The sequence below is a fragment of the Arthrobacter sp. TMP15 genome, from assembly GCF_039529835.1.
Taxonomy (GTDB): Bacteria; Actinomycetota; Actinomycetes; order Actinomycetales; family Micrococcaceae; genus Specibacter.
In genome coordinates, this window is the sequence record NZ_CP154262.1 from 160,116 (window position 1) to 173,754 (window position 13,639).

Annotated in this window: 12 protein-coding genes and 1 riboswitch; of the genes, 10 read left to right on the forward strand and 2 right to left on the reverse strand. The window is 57.1% G+C overall.

Translation table 11 applies throughout. The features are described from left to right. Nucleotides 1-39: 39 nt before the first annotated feature. Nucleotides 40-1,371: an MFS transporter gene (locus AAFM46_RS00700; protein WP_343318953.1), complete on the reverse strand. Its 1,332-nt coding sequence runs from the start codon at nt 1,369-1,371 to the stop codon at nt 40-42. Between the two features lie 221 nt (nt 1,372-1,592). Between AAFM46_RS00700 and AAFM46_RS00705 the strand changes: the two genes are divergently transcribed. Genes AAFM46_RS00705 through mnhG form a run of 6 tightly spaced genes read left to right on the forward strand, consistent with a single transcriptional unit; the run spans nt 1,593 to nt 8,076 of the window. Next, nucleotides 1,593-4,571, forward strand: a complete 2,979-nt coding sequence (locus AAFM46_RS00705; RefSeq protein ID WP_343318955.1) for a Na+/H+ antiporter subunit A — start codon at nt 1,593-1,595, stop codon at nt 4,569-4,571. After that, entirely contained in the window at nt 4,568-5,149 is a 582-nt protein-coding gene (locus AAFM46_RS00710; protein WP_343318957.1) for a Na(+)/H(+) antiporter subunit C, read from the forward strand. The genes AAFM46_RS00705 and AAFM46_RS00710 overlap by 4 nt, the downstream gene beginning before the upstream one ends. Next, complete coding sequence (locus tag AAFM46_RS00715) at nt 5,146-6,774, forward strand: Na+/H+ antiporter subunit D (RefSeq protein ID WP_343318958.1); 1,629 nt, start codon at nt 5,146-5,148, stop codon at nt 6,772-6,774. The genes AAFM46_RS00710 and AAFM46_RS00715 overlap by 4 nt, the downstream gene beginning before the upstream one ends. Continuing rightward, nucleotides 6,771-7,442, forward strand: a complete 672-nt coding sequence (locus AAFM46_RS00720; RefSeq protein ID WP_343318959.1) for a Na+/H+ antiporter subunit E — start codon at nt 6,771-6,773, stop codon at nt 7,440-7,442. Before AAFM46_RS00715 ends, AAFM46_RS00720 begins: the two co-directional genes overlap by 4 nt. Beyond that, nucleotides 7,442-7,717, forward strand: a complete 276-nt coding sequence (locus AAFM46_RS00725) for a monovalent cation/H+ antiporter complex subunit F (protein WP_283531900.1) — start codon at nt 7,442-7,444, stop codon at nt 7,715-7,717. Before AAFM46_RS00720 ends, AAFM46_RS00725 begins: the two co-directional genes overlap by 1 nt. Continuing rightward, nucleotides 7,714-8,076, forward strand: a complete 363-nt coding sequence (gene mnhG, locus AAFM46_RS00730; RefSeq protein WP_343318961.1) for a monovalent cation/H(+) antiporter subunit G — start codon at nt 7,714-7,716, stop codon at nt 8,074-8,076. Before AAFM46_RS00725 ends, mnhG begins: the two co-directional genes overlap by 4 nt. An 86-nt stretch (nt 8,077-8,162) precedes the next feature. On the opposite strand, the gene AAFM46_RS00735 is transcribed toward mnhG, so the two are convergent. Beyond that, the gene (locus tag AAFM46_RS00735) at nt 8,163-8,423 is read right to left on the reverse strand and encodes a DUF4235 domain-containing protein (RefSeq protein ID WP_343318963.1); all 261 of its coding nucleotides are present in this window, start codon (nt 8,421-8,423) and stop codon (nt 8,163-8,165) included. Between the two features lie 208 nt (nt 8,424-8,631). After that, a riboswitch (TPP riboswitch) is annotated at nt 8,632-8,749 on the forward strand. Nucleotides 8,750-8,795: 46 nt separating this feature from the next. On the opposite strand from AAFM46_RS00735, the gene AAFM46_RS00740 reads away from it, so the two are divergent. From AAFM46_RS00740 to AAFM46_RS00755, 4 genes are all read left to right on the forward strand, one after another. Beyond that, nucleotides 8,796-9,446, forward strand: coding sequence for an ECF transporter S component (locus tag AAFM46_RS00740; RefSeq protein ID WP_343318965.1), 651 nt, complete (start codon nt 8,796-8,798; stop codon nt 9,444-9,446). Nucleotides 9,447-9,448: 2 nt separating this feature from the next. Continuing rightward, nucleotides 9,449-11,023: an ATP-binding cassette domain-containing protein gene (locus AAFM46_RS00745; protein ID WP_343318967.1), complete on the forward strand. Its 1,575-nt coding sequence runs from the start codon at nt 9,449-9,451 to the stop codon at nt 11,021-11,023. Further along, a complete protein-coding gene (locus tag AAFM46_RS00750; RefSeq protein WP_343318969.1) occupies nt 11,020-11,817 on the forward strand; it encodes an energy-coupling factor transporter transmembrane component T in 798 nt (265 codons plus the stop codon). Before AAFM46_RS00745 ends, AAFM46_RS00750 begins: the two co-directional genes overlap by 4 nt. A 258-nt stretch (nt 11,818-12,075) precedes the next feature. Further along, complete coding sequence (locus AAFM46_RS00755) at nt 12,076-13,608, forward strand: UDP-N-acetylglucosamine 1-carboxyvinyltransferase (protein WP_343318971.1); 1,533 nt, start codon at nt 12,076-12,078, stop codon at nt 13,606-13,608. The last annotated feature ends 31 nt before the right edge of the window (nt 13,609-13,639 follow it).

Here is a 13,639-nt window from a genome sequence, read left to right on the forward strand (position 1 = left end):
CCGCCGTCGTCGTACTTCAGCGGGATGAGCGCACCATAATTAGACGCGTGCGGCTGTGTGAAATTCTGGCTTTTTGACAGGTAATAGCAGTACCAGGCCCAGCACCAGGACCACCAGGATCCCTAAGATGCCCCAGCGCTGGGAGCCGAATTGGGTGATGAAGAGGGTAAAGAGTGCCGGTGCCATGAAGGATACGGCCCGCCCTGTGGTGGCGTAGAGGCCGAAGAGTTCGCCCTCTTGTCCATCCGGTGCAAGCCTGGCGATGAACGTCCGTGAGGATGATTGGGCTGGGCCCACGAACAGGGTCAGCAACAGTCCAAAGACCCAGAATGCTGTTTGGCCGTGGAGGAAAAACAAGAAAGTGGCACTGATGATTAGGCCCAACAGGGACGTCACAATGACTGCCTTGGGACCAAATTTGTCATCGAAGAATCCGGCGGATAGGGCTCCCGCAGCAGCCACAACATTGCCGGCAATGGCGAAGATGAGCACATCGGCCGTCTTGAATCCAAATGTTCCCACTGCGATGACGGCACCAAAAGTGAAGATCGCGGCCAGCCCGTCGCGGAAAACAGCGCTGGCAATCAGAAAAAACAGGGTGTGACGGGAGGTGCGGTAAAGCCTGACGATTGTGTGCCACAACTCTAGGTAGGCCGCAAAGAAGCCCACTTTGGGCATGTTCGGGTTGCGCGGCGCTTCGGGGATGGCGAACATGACCGGGATGGCGAAAATAATTATCCACACGGCGGAGAATAATGCCACCACGCGGTAGGTCATGCCGTTCTCGCTGGTGATCCCGAAGATCCCGACATCCGGCTGGATCAAGGTGAAATAAACGATCAGCAAGGCCACGATGCCGCCAAGATATCCGGCCGCCCAACCAAAGCCGCTGACTTTGCCAATCGTTGACTTGGTGGAGATTTGCAGCAACATGGCGTTGTAATTGACGCCCGCGATCTCAAAGAAGACATGCCCAGCCGCGATGAGCAGGCATCCCAGGAGTAGATAGGACTCCTGCGGTTGGACAAAAAAGCAGGCCGCGGTCAACAATGCCACCACTAAAGTGTTGATGCCTAGCCACATCTTGCGCCGTCCGCTATGGTCGGTGCGTTGTCCCGAGACTGGGGCAAGTAGCGCGATGGCTAAGCCACCTATGGACATGGTTAGACCAAGTAGCGCCGAGGCGCGGTCAGCACCTCCGAAAGCATCCCCTGTGAGATACAAAGCTGTGAAGATGAAAGTGGTCATGACGGCGTTGAATGCTGCACCACCCCAATCCCACAACGACCACGCAACAATTTGCCATGTTGTACCGGTCGTTTTGCTCGTGCCCGATGGCGGCGAGGCGGCTACGGAAGGGTAGTCAGTCATAGGGCACATGTTATCCGGGGAAAACGATCAAGGAGGTAACCTCGGATGAACGTTTTGGGCGGACCGCTTCCTCTGGCCAGTTTTTGCGGTGCCACAATTGGGGCCGGCCATGCAGCGGGAGGGTAAATTCCGGGGTGCGAGTTGGTAGACTACAGGGGTCGGGAACCGACTTTAACCCCCGTGATTCGCTCATCTTCAGCCCGAAACATGCGGAGTCTTCAGTGTTGTTTGTCCTTTGCGCGCACTTCATCGTCGCCATTTTCGCGCCCATATTATTTTCTCGATTCGGCAGAGCAGCATTTTATTTTCTTGCTGCGGTTCCTGGAATCAGCTTCATCTGGCTCGTGTCGCAATACCAAAATGTGTATTCACTCACACACGCTAACCCTTCGTTAGAGATCTCCTGGGTTCACGCGTTGGGCCTGGAACTCTCCTTTCACATGGATCCACTATCTTGGCTGCTGTCTCTGCTGGTCCTGGGTGTTGGTGCTCTGGTGCTCGCCTACTGTGCCAGGTACTTTAAATCCAACGACGCCGGATTGGGCGGGTTCGGCGCGCAACTCCTGGCCTTTGCCGGAGTCATGTTTGGGCTGGTAACCGCAGACAACTTGATCTTGTTGTTTGTTTTTTGGGAACTAACCACAGTACTTTCCTACCTGCTGATCGGCTATGCCCGGACACGCGTTGCCGCAAGGCGTGCAGCGTTGCAGGCGCTGATGGTGACAACCTTTGGTGGGCTGGCCATGCTGGTGGGCTTGATCATGCTGGGCGAAAGTGCCGGAACGTACAGTATTTCCGGGGTTTTGGACAGAGCACCGGAGCTGATGAGCGCCGTCGGAAGTTCTGGCACAATCATCGATATTGCCATCGCGTTGATCCTCGTGGGGGCCGTGACAAAATCGGCTCTGCTGCCCTTCCACTTCTGGCTTCCGGGCGCTATGGCTGCGCCCACCCCCGTCAGCGCGTATCTACATGCTGCCGCAATGGTGAAGGCTGGAATTTACCTCATTGCACGCCTGGCACCAGGTTTCTCCCAGACCCAGTATTGGCAGACAATAATTGTAGTGCTAGGTCTAAGCACCATGCTCCTGGGCGGTTGGCGTGCACTTCGGCAGCATGACCTGAAGTTAATTTTGGCCTACGGAACCGTCAGTCAACTGGGTTTTATCACCCTAGTTGTCGGGTTGGGGGGTCAAGAAGCGGCCATGGCAGGTATGGCGATGGTGCTGGCGCACGGCCTATTCAAGGCATCCCTATTCCTGGTCGTCGGCATTATTGACCACCAAAGCGGAACCCGCGATATACGCCAGCTATCTGGCGTTTTTAAGTCCGCACCAAAATTAGGGGTTGTGGCACTGATAGGTGCGGCATCAATGGCCGGGTTGCCGCCTCTGGCTGGGTTTGTTGCCAAGGAAGCTATCTTTACGGCGTTCATCGCCTCGGCCGTTAACGGCCCTGCTGGTCCTTTAGTTGGCTGGCTAGTTTTGGCAGGTATGGTGGTGGGTTCGGTGCTGACATTTGCCTACAGTGCAAGGTTCTTCTGGGGTGGTTTCGGTACCAAGGCCAAGGGTATGGCTACCGCGTTTAAGCGAGTTGACTGGTTGTTCCTTGCCGCCCCAGCCACACTAAGTGCGTTAACGCTTATTTTCGGTTTCCTACCCCATGTGGTTGAACGCTGGATTGCACCCTACAGCGCACAGTTTCCCGCATATGACGCGGCAGGTATGCATCTGCTGTTGTGGCATGGGTTCACCCCGGCGCTGGGACTCAGTGCCATCGTGGTTGCGGGAGGAATCGGCCTGTTCCTGATGCGCGGCACGCTGGAAAGCTGGCAGCGTCGGATCCAAGGCGTCATTGACTTTGAACGGGGATACCGCCAATCAGTTGTGGCCTTGGATGCCGTGGCCATTTGGGTTACCGGACGCACTCAGCGTGGTTCCTTGTTCTTTTACCTTGCGGTAATTTTATCAACAGCGATTTCTGCGGTGTTGGCGGTACTGTTCCTGAACGAACAGCAGTGGACTACGAATATTTATTTCATAGATCCTTCATCCCCGTTCCAAATGATCGCCGGTGCAGTGATAGTCATTGGCGCCGTTGCAGCCGCTAGAGCGAATAAAAGGTTCATGGCTGTTTTGCTTGTGTCAGTCACCGGCTACGGCGTCGCACTGCTCTTCGCGTTACAAGGTGCCCCCGACCTGGCGTTAACCCAGATGCTTGTGGAAACAATAATTTTGGTGGCGTTTGTCTTGGCCATGCGTTCTCTGCCGCCGCGTCTGCTTGAGCGCACGGCAACCGGTACGCACCGTATTGTGCGGTTGATTATTGGGGTTGGTTTTGGTGCAACCATGGTGGTGGTAGCCATCGTCGCCATGGGTGCGCGCATTCACGACCCCGTCAGCTTGAGTTTGCCGAAACTGGCGTATGAAGGTGGTGGTGGACTCAACGTTGTCAATGTGACCCTGGTGGATATTCGCGCCTGGGATACCTTTGGCGAGATCTCTGTCCTGGCCATGGCCGCCACAGGGGTGGCGAGCTTGATCTTTGTCAGGGGCCGTGGCCAGCGGTTGCCGCGTGCTGAGACCGTGGAGACGGGCAGCATTGGCAAGTTGGCGCAGCCGGGGTTCCACCCAGCCATTCAAGTCGCTAAAAAGTTCACGGCTTCGTCAGGGAATCCCTGGCTCGTAGCCGGCCGCACACTAGCCCCGGAGCGGCGTTCGATCATTATTGAGGTGGTTACGCGGCTGGTGTTCCACAGCATTATCATCATTTCCGTTTACCTGCTTTTGGCAGGGCACAACGGCACAGGGGGCGGCTTTGCCGGTGGCTTGGTAGCCGGGCTTGCGCTCACCACCCGTTACTTGGCTGGCGGCCGTTTTGAGCTGGAAGAAGCTACCCGGATTTCAGCTGGTACGTTGTTGGGCCTCGGACTGGCCATGGCCGCGCTGACAGGACTGGTACCGCTATTCTTTGGTGGAGAAATCTTCCAAAGTGCCATTTTCGCTTTCGATCTACCCATTTTTGGACACGTGAAATTCGTGACCTCCACTCTCTTCGACATTGGCGTGTATTTAGTGGTGGTGGGCTTGGTCATTGATGTGCTGCGCAGCCTTGGTTCAGAAATTGACCAGCATGAAGAAAACGGCATGGATGGGTTTGAACTAATTGAAGACGACGAACCAATGGAGGTTGGTCGATGAGTGTAAACCTGACCCTGCTCCTGGTGATGGGTGTCCTGTTTGCCGTGGGTATTTACCTATTGTTGGAACGAAGCCTCACCCGTGTGCTGCTGGGCCTGATGCTGCTGGCCAATGCCACAAACCTGCTCCTGCTAACAACTGGTGGATACGCAGGTTTGGCACCGATCTTTGATAAGGATATTTCCCCCACAGAGTTCAATGATCCCTTGCCTCAAGCGTTCATCCTGACCTCGATTGTGATTTCTTTTGCGGTCACAGCATTCATGTTGAGCCTGATATACCGCTCATGGTTGTTGAGCCGCGCAGATGATATTCAAGTTGATACGGAGGATCTCCGGGTCGCCAAACAAGACCTGTATGACAACGAGGAGGACTCCGAGATTGCCATTGAGATCTCCGATTTTCACGAGAACAACCAGCCAGCGAACAAACGTGAGACAGTCCCTGGCATGCATTATCGCAAGGTAATTGATCCGAAGAAGCCAGCACCCAGTAGGCCGGCACCGAAGAAGTCAGCATCTAAGAAGCCGGCCCCGAAGAAGTCAGCACCTAAGAAGCCAGGGAAGGAGCAGGAATGAATGTTGCTAGTTTTGCGCCACTGGCCGTAGTCCTGCCTTTTCTGGGCGCGGCTTTGGCGTTCGTGCTGATCAGGCGCCCCGGAGCGCAGCGCCGGGTCAGTCTCACAACCATCAGCGCCACCTTGGCACTGGAAGTCTGGGTGTTGGCCAGCGTTTGGACAAGCGGACCCATTGCCGTTCAGCTTGGTGGCTGGTCCCCTCCTTTCGGCATTGTGATGGTTGCCGACCAGTTCTCTTCATTACTGTTAGTTGTCTCCTCTGCTGTAAGTTTGGCGGTCCTTGCTTATGCCACAGGTCAGGGTGCCGCGGACGGTGAAGAAGGTGGACCCGTTTCGGTTTTCCACCCCACCTATTTGATTCTGGTGGCAGGGGTTTCCAATGCGTTCCTAGCAGGAGATTTATTCAATCTTTATGTGGGCTTTGAGATCCTGTTGACTGCCAGTTACGTCCTCATGACGTTCGGCGGCACCGGCTCCCGGATCAGGGCTGGCATCACCTATGTAGTTGTCAGCGTGGTTTCCTCATTGCTGTTTCTGATTGCCATTGGGATGGTTTATGGTGCAACGGGAACAGTGAACTTGGCTGATCTGGCGGTGAAGCTTGGCGAACTGGACCAAGGCACGCAGAACCTATTGCATGTGTTGTTGCTGGTGGCCTTTGGGATCAAGGCAGCCGTTTTCCCGTTGTCCTTTTGGCTCCCGGACTCCTATCCAACAGCTCCAGCACCGGTCACAGCAGTATTTGCGGGGCTGCTCACCAAAGTTGGCGTCTATGCCATCATCCGAACCGAAACACTACTCTTCCCCTCGAATGATTTTAACTCTGCGCTTCTGGTTGTGGCCCTGCTGACCATGATCGTGGGTGTCCTTGGGGCCGTGGCACAAACTGATATCAAGCGCATGCTCTCCTTCACCCTGGTGAGCCACATCGGGTACATGATCTTCGGCGTCGCACTTTCATCGGTGCTGGGTTTGGCCGCAACAATCTTCTACGTCATTCACCACATCACCGTCCAAACCAGTCTGTTCATGGTGACGGGGCTGATCGAACGGCGTGGCGGGACCTCCTCGATTGCGCGTCTGGGGGGTCTGGCGAAGCTCTCTCCCATACTGGCGGTGCTGTACTTTGTCCCCGCCATGAACCTGGCCGGAATCCCGCCGTTCTCCGGATTCCTGGGCAAACTGGGCTTGCTGCAGGCAGGTGTGGCTGACGGTACGCCGCTCGCTTACGCCCTTGTGGTGGGCGCAGTGGTGGCCAGTTTGCTCACACTGCTAGTCATGGCCAGAGTGTGGAACCGTGTATTTTGGCGTAGTACCGCAGATGCACAGGACCCGGATCCAGTGCTGCTGGCAACTGCCCCCGACGCTTCGGGTACGCCAAGTATGCGGGCACTTCGCACCAGTAAACATGTTGATGCCACCAAGGGGCGTTTTGCCGGAGACAATGAGATTCCGATCCTGCCCAGTGCAATGGTGTATTCCACGATGGGCTTGGTAGTTCTTGGGGTGGCCATGACAGTCTTTGCGGGACCGCTCTTTGAGTTGTGCCAGACAGCAGCCACAGGCATGCTTGAACGCACTCCCTATATTGAAGCTGTGCTGGGTCTAGGGGCGGGAACGCGATGAACCTCTCTAAGACTCCGAAGTGGAATCTTGTGCAAAAACTGCCGCTGCTGATCTGGCTAGTACTGGTGTGGGGTGCTCTGTGGCAGGATTTCAGTGCGGGGAACCTTCTTTTTGGTGCGCTGATATCGCTCGTCGTTTTCCAAGCGTTCTATCTCCCACCCATTGAATTGAGCGGCCGATTCAATGTCCTGCGTGCAGTGACTTTCTTGCTGTGGTTCCTCAAGCAGGTCACCATTGCCAGCTTTCAGGTCCTGTATTGGGCCGTTATGAAGGGCCCACGCATACGCAATGCGGTCATTGCGGTGCCTTTGCGCAGCCCCTCGGACCTGCTCATGACGGCAGTAGGGCACGTGTTGTCGCTGATTCCGGGTTCACTGGTGGTTGAGGTGAATAGAGGTTCGGCGACGCTTTATGTTCATGCGATGAACGCACCAACGGCGGAAAGTGTTGAACAGGTCCGTGCAGGTATTCAGGATATCGAGGCCCGGCTAATCCGTGTCATGGGGACCCAAGCTGAACTCGCGGCCTTGAAATCGGAGAAGGCAGGGGAGTTAATGCTTACGCACGCGGATCGCGTCCGGGCACTAGCGAATCACTCCGATGCCGAAGCTCATTCCCACGGACGAGAGGCCACAACGGCTACGAAAAAACGTGAAGGTGAGGGATAATGACGGTCCTGGAAATTATTGCAATAATCGTCGCTGTGGTGCTCTCATTGGCTGGCGCTGGGACTATCTACCGTATTGCCAAGGGGCCGTCTCTGCTTGATAGGGTCATTGCCGCAGATGTTCTACTGGCCATTTTTGGAGCTGCGCTGGCTACGGAAATGGCTGTGAACAAGCACATGGACAACCTGGCACTCTTGGTGGTGCTAACAGTGATCGGCTTCTTAGGGTCAGTTACTGTGGCTCGATTCGTGGGACATAAAAAGGAGGATGCATGAACACTTTTCTAGATGTGCTCACGGCCATCTGCCTGCTCCTTGGTGCTCTCATGAGTCTGGCAGCGGCCATCGGGCTCTTGAGATTCCCGGATCTGATGAGCCGCATGCACGCTGCCACGAAACCACAGGTTTTAGGTTTATTGTTGATGCTTGCAGCCATGGGATTGCAACTGCGTTTATGGGTGCTGGCGCCGATCCTGCTTGTCGCGTGGCTCTTTCAACTTCTTACCGTTCCGGTATCAGCGCACATGGTGGGACGCGCCGGATACCGTACCAAGCATCGACGTCCGGAACTGCTCAGCGTTGATGAACTCGATGAGGTTGTGGCTGCCGTGATCGAGGACGCCTCACCCAACTAACGCGAGTTGCCACTTGTGGTGTCCACAATTGCGTTTTGGACACCACAAGTGGCAACTCGCGGTCGTGGGGTGAGAGCCGCGGGCGCCTAGACCTCTTCTGGGTGTTTGTTGAACCGTGCTATCGCTTTTTGAGTGGTCCGGCTGGCCAGTGTCTGGATTATGGCTGCAACAACCGAAGAAACCAGCGCAAACGTCAGCGCTGAACGGAGACTATTCTCTAGATCAGCTCCGTCCTTGGGCGGCTTATTGCCCGTGCTCTTTTCCCAAGCCTTATCAACGAGTTTGCTGGCCAAAAACCCGGCACCCAGGCTCACTCCGGTTCCAAGCAATTTGAAGACGATGTTCATGAAGGACTCCTTTAGTCTTTTCGGGCCCCGTGGCGGGCAAAACCTTAATGTTAGCCTAGCCGCTCCCTTCCCTCCACAGGGGCCCTCTGCATGTTTGTGCAAATCCGTGTTCGCACAACTACGATGCGCAGAGCTTCTGCCGTGTGACTTCATCGTGGTTCACGCATTGTCCCTCTCTACATGAGCGAGGTATGATGAAGCCGCAATTCAAACACGACAGGGGAGCGTCTACCCGACCCGGGTATCGACGCTGAGAGTGCGGTTCGCCGCAGACCCTCGAACCTGCCCCGGCTAGTACCGGCGAAGGAAGTCGAGTTCTCTTCGGCTGCGCGGAAATACCGCCGCAACCGCCCCTCCTGAAAAGGAGGAAACATGAGCAAGTCATTAGCGGGCGAAAACGCCAGGCAAAATCAAAACACACCTAACAACGCTGCACCAGCCAAAAAGAGCACGTGGCGTGTAGTGGATATTGTTGTCCTCTCAGTGCTGGGCGTGGCCGTGGGTGTTATTTTCTGGCTCTGGTCCGCCGGCTACGGGTTGATCAGCGCACTCTCGATTGCCTTTCCACCCGCCGGGGCCCTGTACGGCGGCGGCTGGTTGATCGCTGGCATCCTGGGTGGGCTTGTGATCCGCAAACCGGGCGCCGCCTTGTATTGCGAACTCATTGCCGCAGCCGTTGAGGGTTTGCTGGGCACACACTTTGGATTCACTGTACTGATCTCCGGACTGGTCCAGGGCCTGGGTGCCGAGTTGGGCTTTGCACTGTTCCGCTACCGCAAGTTCAACCTCCCCGTAGCAGCATTGGCAGGGGTGCTGGCTGGGTTGGCCATGGGCGTCAATGGAGCCTTTATTTATAACGTCGCCTGGGCAATTGAATGGAAGCTGGTCTACGTTCTGTTCTCCATGATCTCCGGTGCGCTCATTGCCGGACTGGTGCCGTGGCTGGCTGTGCGCGGACTAGCCCGCACGGGTGCGCTGGCGAATCTGCCATCCCGGGGCGCTGCCACAGAGCGAGCGGTTTAGTCATGGCTGGTGTGCAGAACCGCGGAGCACCGGCGCGAGTGAATGCCAAGGGCTGGGGTTGGCAGCATTCCGGCCGCGCTGCCCGGGCCGTGCACGGACTGGATCTGGTGATCGAGCCGGGTGAGCGGGTCCTGCTGTTGGGGCCTTCCGGGGCCGGAAAGTCCACTTTGCTGCACGCCTTGGCTGGTGTCCTGGGAGAGAACGAGGACGCGAATGAGATCGGTGAACTGCTCATAGATGGCCGTCCCGCAGTGGAATCCCGCGGCCGGGCAGGGCTCATGCAGCAGGACCCGGATGCGCAGGTGGTCCTTTCGCGTATTGGTGACGACGTTGCCTTTGGAGCGGAAAACTTGGCAGTCCCACGGGATGAAATCTGGCGCCGGGTCAATGCAGCGCTGGAATCTGTTGGTCTTGATCTACCGTTGGATCATTCCAGTTCCGCCCTCTCCGGTGGGCAAAAGCAGCGCCTGGGGTTGGCCGGAATGCTGGCTATGCGCCCCGGTTTGTTGTTACTTGATGAGCCCACAGCCAATTTGGATCCCGCGGGAGTTGTGGAGGTGCGCGACGCCGTTAGTCGTAGTTTGGCTGAAACCGGGGCAACCTTAGTGGTTGTGGAGCACCGGGTGTCGGTCTGGTTGGATGTTGTGGATCGGATCGTGGTGCTGGCCCCAACACGGCTCGGTGAACCTGGCGGCGTCCTTTTTGACGGCCCGCCCGCCACGGTTCTTGCGCAAAGTAAGGAGCTCTTGGCCGGTGCAGGGATTTGGGTACCTGGGCATATCCCAGCGGTTCGGCCGCGCACGCGTCCGCAGTTCCAGCATTCCCTGGACGACGGCGGCTCCCCACTTCTCCTTGAAGCGCACAATTTGGCTGTCTCCCGCACCAAAAGTCGACGCAAACATCCTGTGGTGCCGGCCGCTGTGGTGCCATCCGTGCTGGTGCGGGCAGGGGAAGCCCTGAGCGTGACAGGACCCAACGGTTCGGGAAAATCTACTCTGGCACTGACGTTGGCGGGACTGCTGCCGGCTGTTGGTGGCGAGCTAACAGCCTTACCTGAGCTGGCACGAGGGGCCGGAATATCCCCAGTGAAGTGGCGGGGCAAGGAACTGATTAGCAGGATTGGCACCGTTTTTCAGGAACCAGAGCACCAGTTCGTTACCGGCAGCGTCCGGGACGAGCTGCTTTTTGCCCCGAAACTACTGGGCCGTGGTGGAGATTCCGTGGACGAGTTATTGGTGCGGCTGCGGTTAGAGCATCTAGCGGAGGCGAATCCGTTTACTCTTTCTGGAGGCGAGAAACGGCGACTGTCCGTGGCGACGGTTCTGGCGGCCAGTCCGCAAGTCCTGGTGCTGGATGAGCCCACTTTTGGTCAGGATGCCAACACGTGGGCGGAGCTGGCATCGTTGCTGCGCGAATTACTTGATGCAGGAACTGCCGTGGTGTCTGTGACACATGATGCCGCATTTAGTGCCGTCCTGGGCGGGGACCGCCTGGTACTGGGGGCCGGCGTTGAGCCGTTTGAAAGTGCCCCTCCTGCTGCCACAAAAGACGAGCTAACGAAGCCGGTGCGGCGATGAGCGCGCAGATTATCCAGACCCAGCGCTCAGCGGCCTGGCTGGCGCAAATCAACCCGCTGGCGAAGCTGGGGGCGGGGATGTTCCTGACCGTGGTGCTGCTGATCAGTGTGGACTGGGTCTCGGCCACGGTTGCGCTGGTGATCGAATGTGCTTTGCTGCCGCTGGCCGGTGTGAGCGCCCGGCTGCTCTTGCTGCGCGGCTGGCCCATTCTCATTGCGGCCGTTGTGGGCGGGTATGGCACGGCGTTGCTGGCGCCCAAAACCGGGGAACTGCTGCTCGCCTTCGGCCCAGTCACTTTTACCTCCGGATCCTTGGAAGCCGGTGTGGCAATTGCCTTGCGTGGTTTGGCGGTAGCTTTGCCTGGCATCATTGTCCTTTTCTCCACCGACCCCACGGATCTGGCCGACGCCTTGGCGCAGAAGCTGCGCCTTCCGCACCGCTTTGTACTGGGGGCATTGGCAGCCATGCGCCTGGTCGGACTGCTTGTTGCTGAGTGGCAAACACTCGGCATGGCCAGACGCGCACGAGGTGTCGGCGGAGAGCCCGGTTTCTTCCGCGGGATCAAATCACAGCTGGGCCAGGCCATGGCCTTGTTGGTGCAGGCTGTGCGGCGTGCCTCGCGACTTGCCGTCACCATGGAAGCAAAGGGCTTCGGAGCGGGACCGCGGACTTGGGCGCGGGAATCCGTCTTCGTCCGCAGGGACCTGGTGGTGGCCGCCGGCGGAGTAGCGATTGCAGCACTGTCGATGGGTGCCGCACTTGTTCTGGGAACATGGAATCCGGTACTGGGCTAATCCGGTACTGGGCTAAAGCGTCAACACGGTGCAGCGTCACCGCGGGCAAGCCTGCCGTTTCAGCTAAAAATCTCCAGAGGGGGTAACGTGGAGGGATGCTGCGAGGCTGGCTGATCCGGCCATGGAAATTATCGCATGAAACGGTTATTTGATGAACAATTTGGCATGAATCGTCCAAAATCGTCCAGAATTGTCCCGAAACGGCCCCAAAGGTCATCTGATTCCTTGGAAATATGCACCCTATGATATAAAAGTATAATGACTCAAATGGCTGCAGAAACCGTTGGCGTATTGCTCCGAGATGCGCGAGCCGAAAAAGGCTGGACCCAAGGGGAACTGGCCACCCAGCTGGGAACTAGCCAAAGTGCTGTAGCCCGGATGGAACAAGGCAAGCAGAACTTGAGTCTAAAAATGATCCAGCGAATGGAGACGCTGCTGGAAGCAAATCTCTTTAACGTTGGTGCGGCAAGCAAGAACGCCGTGACACACCTGCGGGTTCATGGTGGACGTGAACTCTCTGGCAGTGTTGAGGTTAATACCAGCAAGAATGCAGGTGTAGCCCTGCTCTGTGCCAGTCTAATCAACCGAGGAACCACCACGTTGCGGCGCCTGGCACGCATTGAAGAAGTCAACCGTATTGTTGAGTTGCTGACCTCCATCGGCGTTGAATGCACATGGCTGGAGGACAACGACCTGCGAATCCGCCGTCCCGCCACGCTGGACTTGGCTTCTATGGACATCGCAGCAGCGAAGCGCACCCGCAGTGTCATCATGCTCCTGGGCCCGCTGCTGGATGAAGAAAACTCTTACCGTATCCCGTACGCCGGAGGCTGCGACCTTGGCACGCGCACGGTTGAACCGCATATGCAGGCACTTCGAGAGTTTGGGCTCACGGTCAATGCGCACGACGGGTTCTACCAAGTACAGGCCCCGTTCAGTGACACCGAGGACAGGACCTTTGTGTTAACCGAGCGGGGTGACACAGTGACGGAAAATGCCATCATGGCCGCTGCCCACCGGGAAAGCAAAACAGTCATCCGCAATGCCAGCCCCAACTATATGGTGCAGGATCTATGCTTTTATCTCCAGGGTTTGGGAGTGCAAGTTGAGGGCGTTGGCTCCACCACGTTGACCATCACCGGCAAGGCCCGGATTGATATTGATATTGAATACGCACCTTCTGAGGACCCCATCGAGGCCATGAGCCTGATTACTGCCGGCATCGTGACAAAGTCAAAGGTGACGGTAACGCGCGTACCCATCGAATTCATGGAAATCGAACTGAAGGTGCTGGAGCAGATGGGGTTCCACTACCTGAAATCTGCCGAGTACATGGCTCGCAACGGCAAAACACGTTTAGTGGACATCACCACTTTGCCCTCTGACCTGGTGGCCGCTCCGGATAAGATCCACCCCATGCCCTTCCCCGGCCTGAACATAGATAATCTACCGTTCTTTGCCGTCATTGCTTCCTGCGCAGAGGGCACCACCTTGATCCATGACTGGGTCTACGAGGGCCGGGCCATCTATTTGACGGAGTTAAACCGTTTGGGGGCCGGTGTCCGCTTGCTGGATCCGCACCGGATTGACATCACCGGACCCACCGCATGGCGCGCCGCAGAAATCGGCTGTCCCCCGGCCCTGCGCCCTGCGGCCTGCATATTACTGGCTATGCTCGCTGCGAAGGGCACCTCCGAGTTACGCAACATATACGTCATTGAACGCGGCTATGAAGACCTAGCCGAGCGGCTGAACACAGTGGGTGCTGAGATCGAGTACTTCCAGGACTAGCCCGCGCTCTGCGCGGCTGGTGGTGGCCCAG